This is a genomic window from Streptomyces sp. NBC_00647 (assembly GCF_045207245.1).
In the GTDB taxonomy this organism is placed as follows: Bacteria; Actinomycetota; Actinomycetes; order Streptomycetales; family Streptomycetaceae; genus Streptomyces.
This window is the reverse complement of record NZ_CP109040.1, coordinates 4,587,104-4,608,430: the sequence shown is the minus strand read 5'-3', so window position 1 is coordinate 4,608,430 and position 21,327 is coordinate 4,587,104. Positions and strand designations below refer to the sequence as shown.

At 70.9% G+C, this 21,327-nt stretch carries 16 protein-coding genes and 1 tRNA gene; 6 read left to right on the top strand and 11 right to left on the bottom strand.

Features of this window, described 5'->3' with window-relative positions:
- Nucleotides 1-64 precede the first annotated feature (64 nt).
- The 6 genes from pth to OG788_RS20020 form a co-directional block, all read right to left on the bottom strand.
- Nucleotides 65-676: an aminoacyl-tRNA hydrolase gene (pth, locus tag OG788_RS20045; RefSeq protein ID WP_351547569.1), complete on the bottom strand. Its 612-nt coding sequence runs from the start codon at nt 674-676 to the stop codon at nt 65-67.
- A gap of 73 nt (nt 677-749) precedes the next feature.
- Nucleotides 750-1,343 carry a 50S ribosomal protein L25/general stress protein Ctc gene (locus tag OG788_RS20040; protein WP_351547566.1) on the bottom strand — a complete coding sequence of 198 codons (594 nt, stop codon included), beginning with the start codon at nt 1,341-1,343 and terminating at the stop codon, nt 750-752.
- A 161-nt stretch (nt 1,344-1,504) separates the two neighbouring features.
- On the bottom strand, nt 1,505-2,479 hold the full coding sequence (locus tag OG788_RS20035; RefSeq protein ID WP_266759609.1) for a ribose-phosphate diphosphokinase: 975 nt from the start codon (nt 2,477-2,479) through the stop codon (nt 1,505-1,507).
- Nucleotides 2,480-2,609: 130 nt separating this feature from the next.
- Nucleotides 2,610-4,058 carry a bifunctional UDP-N-acetylglucosamine diphosphorylase/glucosamine-1-phosphate N-acetyltransferase GlmU gene (gene glmU / locus OG788_RS20030; RefSeq protein ID WP_406372481.1) on the bottom strand — a complete coding sequence of 483 codons (1,449 nt, stop codon included), beginning with the start codon at nt 4,056-4,058 and terminating at the stop codon, nt 2,610-2,612.
- Between the two features lie 117 nt (nt 4,059-4,175).
- Nucleotides 4,176-4,247, bottom strand: a tRNA-Gln gene (locus tag OG788_RS20025).
- A gap of 15 nt (nt 4,248-4,262) precedes the next feature.
- The gene (locus OG788_RS20020) at nt 4,263-5,138 is read right to left on the bottom strand and encodes a hypothetical protein (protein ID WP_406372479.1); all 876 of its coding nucleotides are present in this window, start codon (nt 5,136-5,138) and stop codon (nt 4,263-4,265) included.
- A gap of 167 nt (nt 5,139-5,305) precedes the next feature.
- On the opposite strand from OG788_RS20020, the gene OG788_RS20015 reads away from it, so the two are divergent.
- Nucleotides 5,306-6,616, top strand: a complete 1,311-nt coding sequence (locus tag OG788_RS20015) for a sensor histidine kinase (protein ID WP_406372477.1) — start codon at nt 5,306-5,308, stop codon at nt 6,614-6,616.
- A gap of 255 nt (nt 6,617-6,871) precedes the next feature.
- Here OG788_RS20015 and OG788_RS20010 read toward each other — a convergent pair whose 3' ends face one another.
- Nucleotides 6,872-7,402: an SUKH-3 domain-containing protein gene (locus OG788_RS20010; RefSeq protein WP_351549596.1), complete on the bottom strand. Its 531-nt coding sequence runs from the start codon at nt 7,400-7,402 to the stop codon at nt 6,872-6,874.
- A gap of 78 nt (nt 7,403-7,480) precedes the next feature.
- The gene (locus OG788_RS20005) at nt 7,481-7,984 is read right to left on the bottom strand and encodes a YwqJ-related putative deaminase (RefSeq protein ID WP_266759602.1); all 504 of its coding nucleotides are present in this window, start codon (nt 7,982-7,984) and stop codon (nt 7,481-7,483) included.
- 229 nt (nt 7,985-8,213) lie between these two features.
- Between OG788_RS20005 and OG788_RS20000 the strand changes: the two genes are divergently transcribed.
- The 3 genes from OG788_RS20000 (at nt 8,214) to OG788_RS19990 (ending at nt 13,313) form a co-directional block, all read left to right on the top strand.
- Nucleotides 8,214-9,218, top strand: coding sequence for an SMI1/KNR4 family protein (locus OG788_RS20000; RefSeq protein ID WP_406366274.1), 1,005 nt, complete (start codon nt 8,214-8,216; stop codon nt 9,216-9,218).
- A 7-nt stretch (nt 9,219-9,225) separates the two neighbouring features.
- Nucleotides 9,226-12,069, top strand: coding sequence for an SUKH-4 family immunity protein (locus tag OG788_RS19995; protein WP_406372475.1), 2,844 nt, complete (start codon nt 9,226-9,228; stop codon nt 12,067-12,069).
- 356 nt (nt 12,070-12,425) lie between these two features.
- A complete protein-coding gene (locus OG788_RS19990; protein ID WP_406372473.1) occupies nt 12,426-13,313 on the top strand; it encodes a cellulose-binding protein in 888 nt (295 codons plus the stop codon).
- Between the two features lie 18 nt (nt 13,314-13,331).
- Here the strand turns inward: OG788_RS19990 and OG788_RS19985 are convergent, their stop codons facing one another.
- From OG788_RS19985 to OG788_RS19975, 3 genes are all read right to left on the bottom strand, one after another.
- A complete protein-coding gene (locus OG788_RS19985; RefSeq protein WP_351549605.1) occupies nt 13,332-14,966 on the bottom strand; it encodes a cation acetate symporter in 1,635 nt (544 codons plus the stop codon).
- Nucleotides 14,963-15,553, bottom strand: coding sequence for a DUF485 domain-containing protein (locus OG788_RS19980; RefSeq protein WP_406372470.1), 591 nt, complete (start codon nt 15,551-15,553; stop codon nt 14,963-14,965). The genes OG788_RS19985 and OG788_RS19980 overlap by 4 nt, the downstream gene beginning before the upstream one ends.
- A gap of 236 nt (nt 15,554-15,789) precedes the next feature.
- Entirely contained in the window at nt 15,790-17,313 is a 1,524-nt protein-coding gene (locus OG788_RS19975) for an MFS transporter (RefSeq protein WP_406372469.1), read from the bottom strand.
- Between the two features lie 452 nt (nt 17,314-17,765).
- Here OG788_RS19975 and OG788_RS19970 point away from each other — a divergent pair, with 452 nt between their 5' ends.
- Nucleotides 17,766-18,554, top strand: a complete 789-nt coding sequence (locus OG788_RS19970; protein ID WP_351549608.1) for an ABC transporter ATP-binding protein — start codon at nt 17,766-17,768, stop codon at nt 18,552-18,554.
- Complete coding sequence (locus OG788_RS19965) at nt 18,551-21,130, top strand: FtsX-like permease family protein (RefSeq protein WP_356752870.1); 2,580 nt, start codon at nt 18,551-18,553, stop codon at nt 21,128-21,130. Before OG788_RS19970 ends, OG788_RS19965 begins: the two co-directional genes overlap by 4 nt.
- Nucleotides 21,131-21,327: the final 197 nt, after the last annotated feature.

Below are 21,327 nucleotides of genomic sequence, written 5' to 3'. Positions count from 1 at the left end.
ATGGCCACGCGCTCGGTCAACCCCGACGGGGGACAAGTCAGGAGTTGTGCGCGTACATCGCCCCTCAGGAGTTGTACGTGCCCTGGGCCCGCTCCAAGCCCTCGATCACCAGACACTCCACCGCGTCCGCCGCCCGGTCCACGAAGTAGTCCAGCTCCTTGCGCTCGGCCGACGCGAAGTCCTTCAGCACGAAATCCGCGACCTGCATACGGCCCGGCGGACGCCCGATACCGAACCGCACCCGGTGATAGTCCGCGCCCATCGCCTTCGTCATGGACTTCAGCCCGTTGTGGCCGTTGTCGCCACCGCCCAGCTTCAGCCGCAGCACGCCGTAGTCGATGTCGAGCTCGTCATGGACCGCCACGATGTTCGCCGTCGGCACCTTGTAGAAGTCCCGCAGCGCGGTCACCGGACCACCCGACAGGTTCATGTACGACATCGGCTTCGCCAGGATCACCCGGCGGTTCGCCGGACCGGGCGGCCCGATCCGCCCCTCGATCACCTGAGCCTGCGCCTTGCCCGCCCGCTTGAACTTCCCGCCGACCCGCTCCGCCAGCAGATCGGCCACCATGAAGCCCACGTTGTGCCGGTTCATGGCGTACTCCGGGCCCGGGTTGCCGAGGCCCACGATCAGCCAGGGCGCGTTGGCGTCGGTCGTCACGTCCGTGTCTCCCATGTGTCCTTGATACGCGGCAGCCGCCGCCCCTGACAGGAGCGGCGGCTGACACAGATGAAGAGATTCCGGGGAATCAGGCCTCGGCGGCCGCGTCGCCCGCAGCCTCGCCCTCGGCGGCCGGCTCCTCGGCCTGCGCCGACAGGACCTGGATGACGACCGCGTCCTCGTCGATCGCCAGCGTCGTGCCCTTGGGGAGCTTGATGTCCTTGGCGTGGATGGAGGCACCGGCCTCCAGGCCCGCGATGGAGACCGTGACCGACTCCGGGATGTGCGTGGCCTCGGCCTCGACCGTCAGGGTGTTCAGCACGTTCTCGACGAGGAAGCTGCCCGGGGCCAGCTCGCCCTCGGTCTGCACGAAGACCTCGACGGTGACCTTCTCGCCGCGCTTCACGAGGAGCAGGTCGACGTGCTCGAGGAAGCCCTTGATGGCGTCACGCTGGACGGCCTTCGGGATCGCCAGCTCGGTCTTGCCCTCGATGTCCAGGGTGAGCAGGACGTTCGGGGTACGCAGGGCGAGCTGCAGCTCGTGGCCCGGCAGCGTGATGTGGACCGGCTCGGTGCCGTGGCCGTAGACGACCGCGGGGACCTTGCTCTCGCGGCGGATGCGGCGGGCGGCGCCCTTGCCGAACTCCGTGCGGGACTCGGCGGCGAGCTTGACCTCGGACATATTCACTCCTCGTAGAACTGGGGAAAGAGGTCACCCGGCCAAACCATCGGCCTGCTACGAAGAGCGCGTCGATAACGGACCGCCGCACAAAAAAGTGCGGCCTCCCTCGCCGAGCAACTTTCGCAGTCTACTCGGCAGGGAGGCCACACCCAAAAGGATCTCTACTGCTCCTCGAACAGGCTCGTCACCGAGCCGTCCTCGAAGACCTCACGCACCGCGTTCGCGATGGTCGGCGCGATCGACAGCACCGTGATCTTGTCGAGCTCCAGCTCGCCCGGCGTCGGCAGGGTGTCCGTGAAGATGAACTCGCTGACCTTGGAGTTCTTCAGACGGTCGGCCGCGGGGCCGGAGAGCACACCGTGCGTGGCCGTCACGATGACGTCCTCCGCACCGTGCGCGAACAGCGCGTCGGCGGCGGCGCAGATGGTGCCACCGGTGTCGATCATGTCGTCGACGAGCACACAGACGCGGCCCTTCACGTCACCGACCACCTCGTGGACCGTGACCTGGTTCGCGACGTCCTTGTCGCGGCGCTTGTGCACGATCGCCAGCGGAGCGTCGAGACGGTCGCACCAGCGGTCGGCCACACGCACCCGGCCAGCGTCCGGGGACACGACCGTGAGCTTGGACTTGTCGACCTTGGCGCCCACGTAGTCGGCGAGGATCGGCAGCGCGAACAGGTGGTCCACCGGGCCGTCGAAGAAGCCCTGGATCTGGTCCGTGTGCAGATCGACCGTGAGGATGCGGTCCGCACCGGCCGTCGCCATCAGGTCGGCGACCAGACGCGCCGAGATCGGTTCACGTCCACGGTGCTTCTTGTCCTGACGGGCGTAACCGTAGAAGGGCACGATCACCGTGATGCTCCGAGCGGAGGCCCGCTTCAGAGCGTCGATCATGATCAGCTGCTCCATGATCCACTTGTTGATCGGAGCCGTGTGGCTCTGCATCAGGAAGCAGTCGGCGCCGCGGGCGGACTCCTGATAGCGGATGTAGATCTCGCCGTTCGCGAAGTCGAAGGCCTTCGTCGGGACGACCCCGACACCCAGCTTGTGGGCGACCTCCTCGGCAAGCTCGGGGTGGGCGCGGCCGGAGAAGAACATCATCTTCTTCTCGCCGGTCGTCTTGATCCCGGTCACAGCACTGTCTCCTCAGAGGTCTACTCAGTGGGCATGAGAGGTCTTCTCGGCTGGGTTCCGAGAGGGCTCTCAGCTGGGGTGCGGGTGTGCACTTATCACGGTACGCCGTCCCAGACGCCCCGCTTTCCGGTCAGCCTTCGCTTTCCGTCACCCGGGAAGCCGTCTCCGCGGCCTTGGCCGCCGCGCTTCCCGGACGCTTGCGAGCCACCCAGCCCTCGATATTCCTTTGCTGGCCACGGGCCACGGCCAGCGAGCCGGGCGGCACGTCCTTGGTGATGACCGAGCCCGCCGCGGTGTACGCGCCGTCCCCGACCGTGACAGGAGCCACAAACATGTTGTCCGAACCCGTACGGCAGTGCGAGCCGATCGTCGTGTGGTGCTTGTCCTGCCCGTCATAGTTCACGAAGACACTCGCGGCACCGATGTTCGAGTACTCGCCGATCGTCGCGTCACCCACGTACGACAGGTGCGGGATCTTCGTGCCCTCGCCGATCGTGGCGTTCTTCGTCTCGACGTACGTACCGACCTTGGCCTTCAAGCCGATCCGCGTGCCAGGACGCAGGTAGGCGAACGGGCCGACCTTCGCCTGCGGACCCACCTCCGCGGTGTCGGCCACGGTGTTGTCGACGCGGGCACCGGCACCCACCCGGGTGTCCTTCAGACGGCAGTTGGGCCCCACCTCGGCACCCTCGGCGAGATGCGTGGCGCCCTGGAGCTGCGTCCCCGGGTGCACGATCGCGTCCTGCTCGAAGGTGACCGTCACGTCGACCCAGGTCGTCGCCGGGTCGATGACACTGACGCCGGCCAGCATGGCCCCGGTGAGCAGCCGGTCGTTCAGGATGCGGCGCGCCTCGGCGAGCTGCACACGGTTGTTGATACCGGCGATCTCGCGGTGGTCGGCGGCGACGGCCGCACCGACGCGGTGCCCGGCCTCGCGCAGGATGCCGAGGACGTCCGTCAGGTACTCCTCGCCCTGGCTGTTGTCCGTGCGGACCTTGCCGAGCGCGTCCGCGAGCAGCTGCCCGTCGAAGGCGAAGACACCCGAGTTGATCTCACGGATCGCGCGCTGCGCCTCGCTCGCGTCCTTGTGCTCGACGATCGCGGTGACCGCGCCGCTGGCGCCGTCCCGCACGATGCGGCCGTAACCGGTGGCGTCGGGGACCTCGGCGGTCAGCACGGTGACGGCGTTGCCGTCGGCGGCGTGGGTCGAGGCGAGCGCGCGCAGGGTCTCGCCGCTGAGCAGGGGGGTGTCGCCGCAGACCACCACGACGGTGCCGTCCACACGGTCGCCGAGTTCCTCGAGGGCCATCCGTACGGCGTGCCCGGTGCCGTTCTGCTCGGCCTGCACCGCGGTCCGGACGCCCGGGTCGATCTCCGCGAGGTGCGCGACGACCTTCTCGCGGGCGTGCCCCACGACGACGACCAGGTTCTCGGGGTCCAACTCGCGTGCGGCGGTGAGCACATGACCGACGAGGGAGCGTCCGCAGAGGTCGTGCAGGACCTTGGGTGTGGCCGATTTCATACGGGTGCCCTCACCCGCTGCAAGAACGACGACGGCTGCCGGGCGATTGGCGCTCACGGGGTATGCCCTTCGGCTTCGGATGACTGGGGTGTGGACATCCGCAGGATACCGGGGCGAATCAGGAGAGATATGGGAGAGGGCCCTGACAGAGCTGTCAGGGCCCAGGCTACGCAGCTCCGCCGGCTGGATTCGAACCAGCGTCTCAAGGCTCCAAAGGCCTGCGGGATGCCGCTACCCCACGGCGGATTGCTGCTTCAAACCTTACCGGAGGAGGGACGGCGCATGATCCGTCCTGGCGCAGTCCACCATGCCGGACCACCATCCTTCGATGCGGCGGTACAGCTCGGCTCCGTTTGATACACGGATGACGAGGCAGCCTCGGTAGTTCTCGCCCACATTCTTTCGGATGGTTTTGGGGTTGTGTTTCTTGATGGTCGTCTTCTGGAACGTGGAGGCGTCGACGCCGGCCAGGTCGGCCCAGTAGCGCTCGGCGGCCTCCGTGTCGGCTGTCATGTGGATCATGACTCGGTACTTGAGGCGCTCGGACTCGATGCCGAGCAGGGCCAGCCATGCCAAGTAGAGCTGGATGACGCCCGGATCGCTATTGACGAAGGTGACTGTCTCTCGCCGGTCGTACGTCTTGTCCTTGGTGCCTTCTGCCCAGTACAGAGCTACCCCGGCGAAGAGCAACTCCCGGTCCGTCATCGCGCCGATCTCGCGGGCGGCAGCCTCTTTGGTTCGCTTGCGTGCGATGTCTCGGACTGCCAGCTCGTGTTCCCAGCGCCTTCTCGCTGCGAGCTGCGCCTGCTCCGTCGGGTCTCGTCGCTCCGGCTTCGGCAGGTCCCGTACCCAGAGCGAGATCGAGCTCTTCGAGCAGCCCAGTTCGATCTGGATCCGGTCGTACGTCCACCCCTGGATGCGTAGCTCGCGGGCCCTGTCGCGGAGGTCGTCCTTCGCTCGCGGGCGCTTGGTCCAGTCCGGGGGCGGCTCGCCCTGGAAGAGGCGGTTGAGGATGTCGTTGTTGTAGATGTGGAGACGGTCGCGGATCTGGCGGCGGCTGTGTCCCGCCCGGCGCAGCGTGACCGCCTGTCCCCGCAGGGTTTCGAAATCTGCGTACTTGCTCGGTGAATGTGCCATAGGCATACCGTCCGACCGGAATGCGGGCTTCCGGGGTCGAACGGTGATCGATTCAGCAGTTCGAGGGATATCGGTCGGTTTCGCTTCTGTTCGAGAGTGGGGTGTGGTGTAGGCCAGTAGCGAAAACTCACCGGAAATGGGCCGGGGGGCGACCGTAGGCTGGAGCCATGACCACGACGGGGGAAGAGCACACCGCGGCCGGGACCGGCCCGTGGTGGTGGGTCGGATGGCGAAGTGCGGTGCTGGACGCGGGGCTCGCTCTGGCGTCCGCGGTCGAGTGCGGTGCCGAAGGGGTCCGGTTCGCTCACGACGCGGGGCTGCCCGTTCCGGTGGGCGTCGGGTTCGGGATGATCGCCGGGTCCGTGCTGCTGGTACGGCGGAAGTGGCCGATCGCGGTCGTCCTGGTGTCCATCGCGATCACACCCGCCCAGATGGGCTACCTGATGGGACTCGTCGGGCTGTACACGCTCGCCGCGTCCGAGCTGCCGCGGCGCATCATCGCGGCGCTGGCGGGGATGTCCTTCGCCGGCATGCTGATCGTCACGTTCGTCCGGGCGCACCAGGGTGTGGTGCGCGGGGATGTGCCGATGGGGGACTGGCTGGTCCCGTTCGCCTCGATCACCACGGCGATCGGGATGACCGCGCCCCCGGTGCTGCTCGGGCTGTACATGGGGGCACGGCGGCGGTTGATGGAGAGCCTGCGGGAGCGGGCGGACTCGCTGGAGCGGGAGTTGCAGCTGCTCGCCGAGCGGGCGGAGGAGCGGGCGGAGTGGGCGCGGAACGAGGAGCGCACCCGGATCGCGCGTGAGATGCACGACGTCGTCGCGCACCGGGTCTCTCTGATGGTCGTGCATGCGGCGGCGCTTCAGGCGATCGCCCGGAAGGACCCCGAGAAGGCCGTGAAGAACGCCGCGCTGGTGGGGGACATGGGGCGCCAGGCGCTCACGGAGCTGCGGGAGATGCTGGGCGTGCTGCGTACCGGGGACGGGCTGGGCGTGCGGGTGCCGTCGGTGCCGCTGGCGGCGGTGGGGGCGGCCGCGGCCGCGGCGGCGTCGCGGGCCGCGGACGATTTCGGGGCCGGTGAGGGGCCGTGTCTGGCGGAGATCGATGAGCTGATCGGGCAGTCGGCCGCCGCGGGGATGGTCGTGGACCTGTCGGTCGAGGGGGACACGCGTGCGTACGCCCAGGAGATCGAGCAGACCGCCTACCGGGTGGTGCAGGAGGCGTTGACGAACGTCCACAAGCACGCGGCGGGGGCGAAGACGTACGTCCGGGTGGCGCATCGGGTGTCCGAGATCGCGATGCAGGTGGAGAACGAGTGTCCGCCGGAGGTGGGGGCGGGGTCGTCCGTGCGGTTGCCCAGTGGGGGGAACGGGTTGCTGGGGATGAAGGAGCGGGTGGCGGCGTTGGGGGGTGTGTTCGTGTCGGGGCCCACGGATGCGGGTGGGTTCCGGGTGTCGGCGGTGATACCGGCGTAGCTCTCTCGGGGCTTTTCCGGGCGCCGGGTCCGGTGGGTGCCTGCGGGCCGGTGGGTGGGCGGGGCCGTGCCGGTACATCCCAGTCCGTCGCCGTTGGATCAGACGTGAGTTCTGAACGGGAGCCGCTGCTCGATCCGAACGTAAGCGACGGACATCAGGGATGTACCGGCACGGCCCCTCCCGTGCAAGATCCAGCCCCTCCGGCGTTTGAGGAGCGGGGTCCGGGGCGGAGGGGTGAGAACCGGCCCGGGGGCGTCAGGTGGAGGTGAGGCGGGTGGGGGGCGTGCCGGTGAGGAGGGTGGTGATGGCGGCGTCGATGTGGGGGCCCAGGAACCAGTCGCCTGTGTGGTCCAGGGTGTAGACCCGGCCCTCGGCGTCGATGGCGAGCAGGGCGTGGGAGTCGGACTCCTCGCCCAGGGGGCAGACCTCCGTGTCGAGGGCGCGGCCGAGGTCGCCGAGGGTGCGGGCCATGTGCAGCCCGTGCAGTGGGTCGAGATGGAGCAGGGCGGGGGCGAGCTGGCGCCCGGGCCCCGTGGCGCCGACGCGCAGACCCCCGAACTCCGCCCATGCCTCGACCGCCGCGGGGAACACGGCGTGTCGGTGTCCGGCCGGCGACGCGTGTCCGCGCAGCGCGTCGGCCCAGTACTCGGCCTGCTTTATGTCCCAGCGTCCGGGCTGCCATCCGGCGGTGCGCAGTGCGGCGTCAACGGGTTCGGAGAAGCGTGACGTGGGTGCCCCCTGCCCGGGTGGAGAGGGGAGCTTGGTGGAGGAGCGGTCGGAGTGCATCTGCCCTTCGTTCGTCGAGGGATGGGACATCGGCGTCGCGGGACGCCGTCAGAGGTGCGTGTGCGGGGATGGGGGAGTTCAGGCGTCCGGTGCGGCCGGGTCGACGATGCGTACGCCGAAGTGGTCGCTGAGTGCCGTGCAGGAGCGGCAGGGCGCGGCGAAGCTGCCGTGCAGCGGGTCGCCGTCCTCGCGGATGCGGCGCGCGGTGAGCTTGGCCTGCTTGAGGGCTTTGCGGGCCTCGCCGTTGGTCATCGGTTTGCGGGCCGCGCGCTTGCTGCGTTCGGCGTCGATGGTGGCGATGTGCCGGGAGATCAGGATGGCCTCGGCGCAGCGGCCGGTGAAGCGGTCGCGTTGGGCGTTCGTGAGGGTGTCGAGGAAGTCCTGGACGAGTGGGTGAAGGGCGGGGGGCTGGTCGCCGCGGGCGGCGGTGCCGGTGAGGGTGGCGCCGCGGACGGAGAGGGCGGCGGCGACGGTGGGGAGTATGCCGTCGCGGCGGTGCAGCAGGATGGGGGCGTGGGTCGCCTCGGTGCTGCTCCAGCCGACCCGGGGGTCCCCGGACGTGCCCGTATGCGTCGCATTCATGATCGTTTTTCCCTCCCGTGCATCCCCCGGTGCGGAGACAGACTGCCAAATGCCGTGGCGGGAGCGGAAGCTGGGGCGCCGCGACACGCCAGGTCTTCGGCTTACGGTCACGGCGGGGTGACGGCAGGTCACGGAACCGGAGGCCCGGTGACCGGTGTCGTACAACCGAATAGGCTGTCGACATCCGCGCTCCATCCAGCTACTGAGAACGCCGCAGGGGGCAACCGCCATGACGACAGGTCGGCTCGGGCAACAAGCCGCGCCGCCGAACGCGGCCTACGCCGGGCAAGTCGTGCACTTCCCGGATCCGGTCCGGGCCGCCCGGCACCCCAGAGGTGTGCGGATCGACGAGCGTGGCTATCCGGACTTCTCGCTCTACGCGCGCGGCGCTGCGGAGATCGCGGAGCCGCCGGAGGGTTTCGGCGTCGACGAGTTGCGGTTGACGGACTACGTCTCCGCGAACGCCGCTCTCGCCGCGTCCGGGCACGAGCTGTGGGACACGATCCCGTCGGTGGCGACGCCGCACGGCTGGACGTGGCATCACGTGGCGGGTACCCGGCGGCTGGAGTTGGTGCCCGTCGAGGTGAAGGCGTTGCTGCGGCATCACGGTGGTGTCGCGACCACGGCTGTCGACCATTCCAAGCGGGGGACGCGGCCGTTGCAGGAGACGCGGCCCGCGCACTTCGGGTTGCCGAGGTCGTCGGTCGCGGTGACCGAGCAGCAGGTGCTGGGGGTCGAGGAGGATCTCGGCTACCGGCTGCCGGGTGCCTATCGGTCGTTCCTGAAGGCGGCGGGCGGGTGCGCGCCGGTCGGCGCGGCGCTCGACGCCGAATTGGGGCTGCTGGTGGACCAGCCGTTCTTCACCGTGCGCGACGAGGCGGCCGTCAATGACCTCGTGTACGTCAACAAGTGTCTGCGCGACCATCTGACCAAGGATTACCTGGGTGTCGGGTTCGTGCAGGGCGGTCTGCTCGCCGTGAAGGTGAAGGGCGACGCGATCGGTTCGGTCTGGTTCTGCGCGTTCGACGACGCCCGTGACCAGGACGCCTGGCCGCCGGCCGAGCGGGTGCAGCGGCTGCTGCTGCCGTGCGGTGACGACTTCGACCAGTTCCTGTCCCGGCTGGCCGGCAATCCGCCGGAGTTGGAGACGGTGGCGAATCTGATGGTGGACGGCGGTTTCGCGTACGCCGTGCCCGTCTCTTCGGTGTCTTCGGTGTCTTCGGTGGGGGAGTGAGGTTGCGATGGTGACCTTCGCGCAGGCGCAGGAGCGCGCGGAAGAGTGGATCAACGGGGATGTGCCCGGGTATCAGCACCGTGAGGTGCGGGTGCGCGAGTTCGAACTCGGGTTTGTCGTGTGGGCGGAGGACCGTGCCGAGGGGCCGCGTTCCGACGGGGGCGGGCAGCGGCTCGTCATCGCGCGGGACAGCGGGGAGGCCACGCTGTGGCCCGCCCTGCCGGTGGGTGAGGTCATCCGCCGGTACGAGGAGGAGTACGGGGTGCCGGACGGGCCCCCGGAACCGGCGCCCGCGCCCGCGGCCCGGGTCGACCTGAATCAGACGTCGTTCCTGTTGAGTCCTCCGGAGTGGTTGCAGGAGGCCGCGGACCGGATGGGGATTCCGGACCGGCGCACGGGTTCGGGATCGTCCGCCTCCGACGGGGAGGGATCGCGTCCGGCCGCCGCTTCGAACGGAGCTTCCGGGAGCGGGAGTTCGCTTCCGGGTGCGCCGGGAGACTCGGGGGCGCACGCGGTGCCGTCCGCTCCGTTCTCGGACACTCCCGCGCCGGGTGTGCCGTCGGCTCCCGGTGGGGCCACGCCGTGGCCCGCCGCCGCGACCGACGACGACGTGGTCCCTGTTCCGCGGGACGCGCGGCCTGACGTACCCGCGGACGCGACCCCGTGGGCGGGGACGGACACGAACGGCGATGCCGGTGACGACCGTTCCGTACCGCTGCCGGCGACCGTGTTCGCTCCGCCGCTGACGGATGTAGGCGACTCCGACACCCCGCCGCCGGCCGCGGCACCGGACGCCAAGACCGCCCTGATCTCCGGGGGCAGCCAACTCCCGCGTACGACGCTGTCCCCGGTGGCCGGCGACCCGAATTCTCCCGCGCCGTCCGGTGCTTCGCAGGGCCATGGCCTGCCCGGCGGTCCGCCGCCCGCGCAGGGGTCCGGCGCCCACCAGGGCACACCGCCGCCCGGTGCGTCTTCGTACGGCTATCCGCAGGGTCCGGACGCGGGTCCGGGGACGCCTCCGCCCGGTGCGCCCGTTCCCGGCGGCCCGCAGGGGACGCCTCCTCCGGGAGCGTCCGGGTACGGCTTCCCCCAGGGGCCCGGCACGCCGCCGCCCGCCGCTCCGGGTGTCCCCGGGACGCCGCCGCCCCCCGCGCCTTCGCGCCCGCTGCCTCCCAACGCCGGTGACATCGCCGACGCCGCGACCAGCAAGGCGCAGGCGCCGCCCCGCGGGGCTCGCGGGGGTGGGGCGAGTGCTCCGCATCCGCCGAGCGCCCCCGGGGTGCCGGGTGCGCGGCCGGGCAGCACGCCTCCGCCGTCCGCGCCGGGTGCCCCGGGTACGCCCGCGGGCGGCTATGTGCCGACGCAGCTGGTTTCGCAGCTCGGGCCGGACGGGGTCCCGGGTGCGCCCGGTACCCCTGACGCTCCCCAGCCGCCCGGCGCCACGCCGCCGGGCGGTGGAGTCCACCACGCCGCGACGATGCTCGCGGGACCGTCGGTGGGCGGTCCTGGCGCGCCGCAGCCTCCGGGTGCGCCGTGGCAGCAGGGCGCTCCGGTCGGCCCGAACCCGCCGGGTGGCACGCCTCCGGGTGAAGTCCACCATGCCGCGACGATGCTCGCGGGGCCGTCGGTGGGCGGTCCCGGTGCGCCGCAGCCTCCGGGTGCCCCTGGCGCACCCGGTGCGCCGCAGCCTCCCGGGGGCACGCCTCCCGGTGGGGTGCACCATGCCGCGACGATGCTGGCGGGGCCGTCGGTGGGCGGTCCCGGTGCGCCGCAGCCTCCGCAGGCTCCCGGTATGCCGTCGGGCGTGCCTCAGCCGATGCCGGGCCAGCCGATGCCGGGGCAGCAGCCGCCGGCGTACGGCTATCCGCAGGGCGGGCTGCCGACCGTCGGGCCCGGCTACCAGGCGGTGTTGCGCTACCGGGCGCACGACGGGTCGGAGCAGCAGCTGATCCGGCGGTCCGCGCCGGGCACTCCGCATCCGGAGTGGCAGATCCTGCACGAGCTGCGCGCGATGAACGTGCCGCCGCAGCAGGTGCTGGAGCTGCACACGGAGTTGGAGTCCTGTGAGCTGCCGGGCGCGTACTGCGCGCGGATGATCAGGGAGACCTTCCCGCAGGCGCGGATCACGAGCATCGCGCCGTACGGCACGGACCACGCGAGCCGGCAGCAGGGGATGCATCAGCTCCTCGCGCACCAGGGCGAGTTGCACCAGGTGGCGGACGGGCCGGCGCGTCCGGCGCCGGTACGGGCACCGATTCCGCCGGTGCAGCCCGCGCCGCCGATCCCGCCGGAGGCGATCGGGCAGGAGCTGGCGGCGGCGTTCGGGCCGGGGCTGTTCCGGTTCGACCAGGCGGCCGTGTCGCGGCAGGGGGTGCCCAACATCGTGGCGCACACCCTGGTCGTGGCGGGACTGCCGGTCGACATGGGGCCGTTCTTCTGGGCGCAGGCCCAGCCGGGCCGTCCGGTGCCGACGCTCGCCGAGCTGGCGCAGGAGCGTGGCGTGGCGGCGGCCCCGGACGCGGGCTCCTACCTCGTCATGGGCAGCGACTTCGGCAAGGCGATCTGTGTGCAGTACGGGACGGCGAACATCGTCGCCGTGCCGGTGGAGGCCGGTCCCGGTGGTGCGCCGGTGCCGCCGCAGTTCGTGAACACCGGACTGCCCGAGTTCGCGCGCTGTCTCGCGCTGCTCGGCCGGATGTGGCGGCTGCGGTTCGGCCTCAACCAGGAGCAGGCGGGCCGCTGGACCGTCGACTTCCAGGCGCAGCTCGCCGCGCTCGACCCGGCGGCGCTCGGTTCCCCGGAGAGCTGGTGGTCGGTCCTGCTGGAGGAGATGTGGGACGGCCTGCTCTAGGACCTGTCCCGGCCGCGGTCCGGTAGGGGAGCGGCGGGACGACCAGGACGACGGCTGGACGGATGAGGCGCTCGACCCGTGTGACGGGTCGGGCGCCTCGTCCGTGTGTGCGGCGCGTGCTGCACGTACACCGTCGAAGGTGTGGTCGAGCGGGACCGTACGAAGGGCCGGACCGTGTTTCTCCGGGCGTCGCGCCGGCACCGTACTTCGGGCTTCTGACCTCAAATGACTCGCGTGAGATCCATCTCTGGCCGAACGGGTGGGCGGAGTGTCGCGTTATGAACACTTCCGTGTGATCCATCAAGATGTGCGCGAAATCGTCTTTTCGTGTGTGTCGGGCGGAGAGGGGTCCAAGGATGAGCAGCACACCGGTGTCGCCACACGGCTTCGTGGCCGTACGGGGGCGCGGCTACCGTCCCGAGCAGGTCGACGCGTACGCCGCGGCGCTCTCCCGGGACCGTGACGCCGCGTGGGAGCGGGCCGCCCGGCTCACCGTGCTGGCGAAGGACATGGAGGCGGAGTCGGAGCGGCTGCGGGAGGCCGTGACACGGCTCGCGCCGCAGACGTACGAGGAGCTCGGCGAGCGGGCGCGGCGGATCTTCCAGCTCGGCGAGGAGGAGGCCGAGGCCCTGCGGGACGAGGCGCGGCGGGAGGCCCGGGCGGCCGTGGAGGAGGCCGAGGCCGCGGGGCGCGAGGTGCGGGAGGCCGCGCGGGAGTACGCCGACGAGGTGCGCGGGGAGGCCGAGGAGCTGGCCCGGCGGCGGCTGCTCGCCGCGCGCGGTGAGGCCGACGAGGTGCGGATCTCCGCGCGGCGGGACGTCAAGGAGAACCGGGGAGAGGTGCTGGCCGCGCTGCGCGAGGTGCGCGGGCGCACGGAGGCGCTGCTCACCGGCCAGGACAAGGAGCACACGGGGCGGTGGGCGGAGGCCGAGCGGGCCGCCGCCGAGCGCGAGGCCGCGTTCGACGCGCACCACGCCGAACGCGTGGCGCGCGCCGAGGAGTCGGTCGCCGAGGCCGAGCGGGCCCTCGCCGAGGCCGCGGAGTCGGACCGCCACCGGCAGGAGGACGCGGCGGCGCGGGCCGCCCAGCTGCTTGCCGAGGCCCGGGTCCAGGAGGAGCGGATCGCCCGGGAGACCGAGCGGGTGCTGCGGGAGCACGGGGAGCGGTGGGACGACGTACGGGCCCATATGGACCACGTACGCAGCAGTCTCACGTCGCTCACGGGGAGGGCCCCCGCGGAGTAGGGAGCGGGTCTCCGCCCGTCAGCGTCCTCTGCGCACCGCCCCCGCCAGGATCCATCCCTCCACCGCCTCGTACTGCCTGCGCTGTTCCTCCGCCTTGCGGCGGCCCGAGACCACGGTTCCGAGCCACCCGTAGGCGAACCCCAGCGGGATCGACACGAGGCCGGTCGTGGTGAACGGGAACCAGTTGAAGTCGGCGTCCGGGAACGCGGCACCGGGGGAGCCGGAGACGAGGTTGGTGCCGGGCATGAGGAGGAGGACCGTGAGGGTGCCGCCGATGAGGGTGGCGAGAAGGCCGGTGCGGGTGTAGCGGCGCCAGAAGAGGCTGTAGACCAGCGCGGGCGCTATCGCGGAGGCGCCGATGCAGAAGGACAGGGTGACCAGGGGCTGCAGGCTGCGGTGTTGGGCGAGGGTGGCGAGCAGGATGGCGGGCGCCCCCACGGCCAGTGCCGAGATGCGGGCGAGGAGCATCTCGCGGCGCGGCGACATGCGGTCGTCGTGGCGGCGGCCCCGGAAGAGCCGGCTGTGCGCGAACACGTCGTGGGCGAGGGAGTTGGCACAGGCGAGGATCATCCCGGCGACGGAGGCGAGCAGCGTCAGGAAGATCGCTGTCGTCACGGTGGTGAACAGGAGCGTCTCGGCCGTGGAGACGGACGCGCCGAAGGCGGCCTTGGAGCCCAGCAGGTAGGCCGTGTTGCCCTGTGGATCGGCCGCGGCGATCACATCGCGGCCGATCATGGCCGTGGCGCCGAAGCCGACGACGCTGATGATCAGCACGAACAGTGCCACGCACGGCACTGCCCAGGACAGGGACCGGCGCACCTGTCGGGCGCTGTCCGCCGTGTACATGCGCATGGTGATGTGGGGGAGGCAGGCGCCGCCGAGGACGACCGTCAGCTCCGAGGTGATCATGTCCAGGCGGGGGCTGGCGCCGCCGGTGAACTGGAGTCCCGACTGCAGGAAGGCGGGGCCCACGCCGCTGTGTCCGGCGGCGGCGTCGAGGAGCGCGCCGGGGTTCCAGTCGAAGCGCTGCAGGACGAGCACGGCGACCACCGCGCCCGAGCCGAGCAGCATCACGATCTTCAGGATCTGGATGAGTGCGGTGCCCTTCATGCCGCCGATCGCCGCGTAGCTGATCATCAGCGCGCCGAGGCCGATGACGCAGCCGGTCTTGAGGGAGTCGTTGGAGAAGCCGAGGATGAAGGCCAGCAGGTCGCCCGCGCCCGCCAGTTGGACCAGCATCAGCGGCAGCAGCGCCACGATGGTCACCGCGCAGGCCGTGTTGCGGACGGCGCGGCCCGGTGTCCGGCGCGCGAGCGCGTCGCCCATGGTGAACCGGCCCGCGTTGCGCAGCGGTTCGGCCAGCAGGAACATGAGCAGCATCAGGGACAGGGCCGTGCTGAGGGCGAGGACGACGCCGTCGTAGCCGGCCAGCGCGATGACGCCGCCGGTGCCGAGCACGGTCGCCGCGGAGATGTAGTCCCCGGCGATGGCGAGGCCGTTGCGCATCGGTGAGAGCGATCCGTAGCCGGTGTAGAACTCGTCGAGGTCGTCACGGTCCGGGCCGGTCATCACGCACAGCAGCAGGGTGATCGTGGCCACGGCCGTGAACGCCACGAGTGACATGGTCTGCGCGGAACTGGTGAATCCCGTCATCGCGCCGCCTCCCGCTTCGCGTCCAGTTCGGCCTGCTTGCGGATCCGGTCCGCGATCGGGTCGACGCGCCTGCGCGCGGTGTGCTCGTACAGCCCGATGGCCAGGCAGGTGACGGGTACCTGGAGCAGGCCGAGGAGCAGGCCGGTCGACAGTCCGCCGGACACCGTGCTCGTCATCAGCGCCGGGGCGAAGGCCGACAGGAGGAGGAAGAGGGTGAAGTAGCCGAGCGCGGTGAGGGTCGCGACGCGCCGCTGCCAGCGGTAGGCGCCGCGCAGGAGTCTGATGTCGCTGTGCTGTCCGAGCGGTTGGTGACGCGGCATCCGGCGCGGCGCGGGCTCGGGTGGCCGGGGCTGGGGTTGCCAGGGGTAGGTCAGCCGGGAGGGGTCGGGGCCGGGCGGCGGATATCCGTGCTGCTGGGGCGGCTGGGTGTACGGCGGGTACGGGGGGTTCCGCGGGGCCTGCGGTGGCGGGTACTCCCGGGCCTGCGGTGGCGGGTACTGCGGGGCCTGCGGCGGTGGGTACGGGGGCTGGTGCGGGTGCTGCTGACGTGGCCTTGGGTGCTCGGGGGACGAGAACGCGTCTGGCATCCCGGTTCTCCTTGCGTGGCTCGGGTCCGGTGCGGGACCGCAGGGAGCGGGGGGTGAGCAGCGCACGCTACTCGTAGGTAGCAGGAGCGCGCGAGCGTTTCACCAAACTGGGCGGTCGGTACGCGCTTATTTCGTTGACCTGGGGTGTTACCCGCGTTTACCTGTGGAGTTCCCCTGGAGTTCGCGTGGGGGAAGGGAGTGGTCGCGGTGACCGATGAGTGGTCTTCGTGCCGGGGTCAGTCCGTGGGGTCCTCGAGCACCGGGAAGCGGCGCGGTGCGACGAACAGCAGGACCAGGAAGGCGAGGGCGGCGGCGCACGCGGCCCCCAGATAGACCGCGTGGACCGCGTCCGCGACCGCGTGGCGCAGATGCCCGGCCGGCGCGCCCGCGTCCAGGGCGCGGGTCACCGCGTCGAGGTCCCCGGCGCCGCCGAGCCGCGCGGCCAGTACCCCGTTGGCGACGGCGCCGAACAGGGCGGCGCCCATGGTCTGTCCGGTCTGCCGGCAGAAGAGGACGGAGGCGGTGGCCGTGCCGCGTTCGGCCCACCCGACGGACGACTGGACGCCGATGATCAGGGGGAGCTGGAAGAGTCCGAGCGCGCCGCCCAGCAGCAGCATCAGCAGGGCGGGCTGCCACGGCTCGCCCGGATAGGGCAGGAAGGGGAAGGCGAGCAGGAGCAGGCTCGCCGTGCCGATGCCGAGCATGGCGGTGTTGCGGAAGCCGATGCGGCGGTAGACGTGCTGGCTGAGTGCCGCGGACACCGGCCAGCTCAACGTCCATACGGAGAGCACGAATCCGGCGGCGACCGGGGCGAGGCCGAGGACCGCCTGCGCGTAGGTGGGCAGGAAGACGGTCGGCGCGACCATGAGCAGGCCCAGCGCGCCGAGCGCCAGATTGACCGCGGCGATCGTCCGGCGGCGCCACACCCAGCCCGGGATGATGGGCTCGGTGGCCCGCCGCTCGACGGCCACGACGACCGCGACGAGGACAAGTCCCGTCCCGAACAGGGCGACCGAGGGTGCCGAGAGCCAGTCCCAGGCGACGCCGCCCTGCACCAGGGCGGTCAGCAGGACGCCGCCGCAGGCGAACACGGCGAGGGCGCCCGCCCAGTCGATCCGTGGCCGCCGGGTGAGCGGGGCCCGCTGCGGTTCGTGCAGATGACGGGCGATCAGCCACAGGGCGAGGGCGCCGACCGGCAGGTTGATGAGGAAGATCCACCGCCAGTCGGCGTACGCCGCGAGGACTCCGCCCAGGGCGGGACCCGCGATCGCCGAGGTCGCCCACACCGTGGACAGCTTGGCCTGGATCTTCGGGCGCTCCTCCAGCGGGTACAGGTCGGCGGCGAGTGTCTGCACGGTGCCCTGGAGGGCGCCGCCGCCCAGGCCCTGCACGACGCGGAAGGCGATGAGCGCGGCCATGTTCCAGGCGGTGGCGCAGAGCAGTGAGCCGAGGAGGAAGACGGCGGCGCCGGCCACCAGGACCGGTTTGCGGCCGAAGGTGTCGGAGAGCTTGCCGTAGACGGGGAGCGTGACCGTGACGGCCAGCAGGTAGCCCGAGAACAGCCAGGAGAAGACGGAGAATCCGCCGAGGTCGCCGACGATCTGCGGAACGGCGGTCGACACGATGGTGGAGTCCAGCGCGGCCAGACCCATCGCCAGCATGAGCGCCGCGACGACGGCGCGGCGCCGCCGGGTCTCGGTGCGGGCCGCTCGGGGCGGGTTCTCCCGCACGACCGGTATCTCGGTGTCCCCCTCGCCCACGGGATTCCTTCCCCCTGCATCTATCTGCCGGGACCAGCTTCCCACTTGAGCCTCACCTTGGGGGAGGGTGGACGCTGAGTGGGCCCGGAGGTGGACGTGACCCTGGGGAGGTGTCCACCGAAGGGTGGAGGACCCCTAGGGGGATCTCCGTACTACGGCTCGGGGAGGGTTCGTCCCACCGGAGGACGAGGCGGGGCGGTGGCCGTCCTTAACCTGGCTTTACGCCGTCGGGAGCGCGTCCGGTCGTACGGACCGCACCCACGGGGGTGGGGTTTTCCCCAGCAGAAGACGGGGCCGTGCACCAGCGCGTCCGACCCCCTCCCGGCACCAGACTTACGGACGTGGCCGACGCACCGCGCCCGAAGGGGCGCGGGCCTTCCGGCCCTTCGCAACCGCTCGCAGACGTTCGCAGCCCAGCAGTTTCCCTTGCTGACCGACTTAGGAGACATACCGTGACATCGGCTGTAAGCATTCCCAGGCACGAGAGCACTGGAGGGCGTACGGCCGTTGCCGCGCGGGCGCGGCAGGTCGTCAAGGCGTACGGGTCCGGAGAGACCCGTGTCGTCGCCCTCGACCATGTCGACGTGGACATCGCGCGAGGGCGGTTCACCGCGATCATGGGCCCCTCGGGGTCCGGCAAGTCCACGCTGATGCACTGCCTCGCCGGGCTCGACACCGTCACCTCCGGCCAGATCTTCCTCGACGAGACCGAGATCACCGGGCTCAAGGACAAGAAGCTGACGCAGCTGCGCCGGGACCGGATCGGCTTCATCTTCCAGGCGTTCAACCTGCTGCCGACGCTGAACGCCCTGGAGAACATCACGCTCCCGATGGACATCGCGGGCCGCAAGCCCGACCGGGCCTGGCTGGACCAGGTCGTCACGACCGTCGGGCTCGCGGACCGGCTCAAGCACCGCCCGAACCAGCTCTCCGGCGGCCAGCAGCAGCGCGTCGCGGTGGCCCGCGCCCTGGCGGCCCGCCCCGAGATCATCTTCGGCGACGAGCCGACCGGAAACCTCGACTCCCGGGCCGGCTCCGAGGTGCTGGGCTTCCTGCGCCGCTCGGTGGACGAGCTCGGCCAGACCATCGTGATGGTCACGCACGACCCGGTGGCGGCCTCGTACGCGGACCGCGTGCTGTATCTCGCGGACGGCCGGATCGTCGACGAGATGCATCAGCCGACGGCCGATCAGGTCCTGGACCGCATGAAGGACTTCGACTCCCGCGGGCGGACGTCATGACCGTCCTCAGGACCTCGATGCGCAACTTCTTCGCGCACAAGGGGCGCATGGCGCTCTCCGCCGTGGCGGTCCTGCTGTCGGTGGCCTTCGTCTGCGGCACGCTCGTGTTCACCGACACGATGAACACGACCTTCGACAAGCTCTTCGCGGCCACCTCCTCCGATGTGACGGTGAGCGCGAAGAGCGCCTCGGACACCGGTGAGACGACCTCCGGGAACGGCAAGCCGCCGGTCATGCCGGCCTCCGTGCTCGCCGAGGTCCGCGCGGCGCAGGGCGTGAAGTCGGCGGAAGGCGCTGTCTTCTCCAGCGCGGTGACCGTCGTCGACGCCGACAAGGACAACCTGTCGCCCTCCAGCGGCGCACCCACCATCGTGGGCAGCTGGAACGCCAACGAAGCGCGCACCATGAAGATCACCTCCGGTGCGGCGCCGAAGGGCTCCGGCCAGGTGATGGTCGACGAGGACACCGCCGACAAGCACCACCTGAAGCTCGGCGACGAGATCGGCGTGATCAGCGCCGTCGGCACGCACACCGCGAAGATCTCCGGCATCGCCCACTTCACCGTCACCAACCCGGGCGCGGCGATCTTCTACCTGGACACCAGGACCGCCCAGCGGGCACTCGTCGGGCAGACCGGCGTCTACACGAACGTCAACGTCACCGCCGCCGCCGGAGTCGCCGACGCCCAGCTGAAGAAGAACGTGAGCGCCGAGATCGGCGGCGACTACAAGGTGCAGACCGCCAAGGAGACCGCCGACGCCAACCGCCAGGACGTGGGCGACTTCCTGAACGTGATGAAGTACGCGATGCTCGGCTTCGCCGGGATCGCCTTCCTCGTCGGCATCTTCCTGATCATCAACACCTTCTCGATGCTGGTCGCCCAGCGCACCCGCGAGATCGGTCTGATGCGCGCCATCGGCTCCAGCCGCAAGCAGGTCAACCGGTCGGTCCTGGCCGAGGCGCTGTTCCTCGGCACGGCCGGCTCGGTCCTCGGCGTCGGCGCGGGCGTCGGCATCGCCGTCGGCCTGATGAAGCTCATGGGCATGACCGGTATGAACCTCTCCACCGACGACCTGACGGTCGCCTGGACGACCCCGGTGATCGGCATGGTGCTGGGGGTCGTCGTCACCGTCCTGGCCGCCTACCTGCCGGCCCGTCGGGCCGGCAAGGTCTCCCCGATGGCCGCCCTGCGCGACGCCGGCGCCCCCGCCGACGCCAAGGCCGGAGCCGTGCGGGCCGTGCTCGGCCTGCTCCTGACCGGCGCCGGCGGCTACGGCCTCTACCTCGCGGCCGAGGCCGACAAGGCGAGCGAGGGCTCGATGTGGCTCGGTCTCGGCGTGGTCCTGAGCCTGCTCGGGTTCGTGGTGATCGGCCCGCTGCTCGCGAGCGGCGTGGTGCGCGTGCTGGGCGCGGTCCTGCTGCGGGCGTTCGGCCCGGTGGGACGCATGGCCGAACGCAACGCCCTGCGCAATCCGCGCCGTACGGGGGCCACGGGCGCCGCCCTGATGATCGGCCTCGCGCTGGTGGCCTGCCTTTCGGTGGTCGGCTCCTCCATGGTCGCCTCCGCGTCCGACGAGCTCGACAAATCCGTCGGCACCGACTTCATCATCCAGAACGACGGCGGTCAGCCGATCACCCAGCAGGCCGTGCGGGCCGTGAAGTCGACGCCGGGCCTGGCGCGGGTCACCGAGTACCGGGTCACGGAGGCCGACTACACGACTCCCGACGGAAAGACGCTCAAGAAGACGGACATCACGGCTGCCGACCCGTCGTACGCCACCGACCTGCGTACCAAGACCGTCGCCGGGGACCTGAAGGACGCCTACCGGCCCGACTCGATGTCCGTGCACGAGAAGTTCGCCAAGGCGCACGACATCCACCTCGGCTCGAAGATCAAGGTCGCCTTCAAGGACGGTGCCACCGCCGATCTGACGGTCCGGGCCATCACCAGCAGCGACGTCGTCATCGACGCCGGCTCGAAATACATCTCCATCGCCACGCTCGCCAAGTACGTGCCCGCAGAGAAGATGCCGCTCGACGAGCTGGTCTTCGCCTCGGCGAAGGACGGGCAGCAGGCGGCCGCGTACAAGTCGCTGAAGTCGGCGCTGCACGACTACCCGCAGTACACCGTCCGCGACCAGACCGACTACAAGCAGGCCATGAAGGACCAGATCGGGCAGATGCTGAACCTGATCTACGGCCTGCTGGCGCTCGCGATCATCGTCGCCGTCCTCGGCGTGGTGAACACCCTCGCCCTGTCCGTGGTCGAGCGCACCAGGGAGATCGGCCTGATGCGGGCCATCGGCCTCTCGAGGCGCCAGCTGCGCCGGATGATCCGCATGGAGTCGGTGGTCATCGCCCTCTTCGGTGCCCTGCTGGGCCTCGGCCTGGGCATGGGCTGGGGCGCGACCGCCCAGCAGCTCCTCGCCCTGGAGGGCCTGAAAGTCCTCGACATCCCGTGGCCGACGATCATCGCGGTGTTCATCGGCTCGGCCTTCGTGGGCCTGTTCGCCGCCCTGATCCCGGCGTTCCGGGCGGGCCGGATGAACGTACTGAACGCGATCGCCACCGACTAGCCACGGCGGACGGTCGGAACGAGCCACCGCGTACGGGGGTTGCGGGGGACGGGGCCCGGCCCGAGGAGAGTCACTCTCCCCGGGCCGGGCCCGCGGCATGTCCGGGGCCGTCCCCGGAATGCCCGTCCCGGCCGTCCCCGGAATGCCCCTCCCGGGCGTCCCCGGAGTGCCCGCATGGGGCGGACTCGGAGTACCGG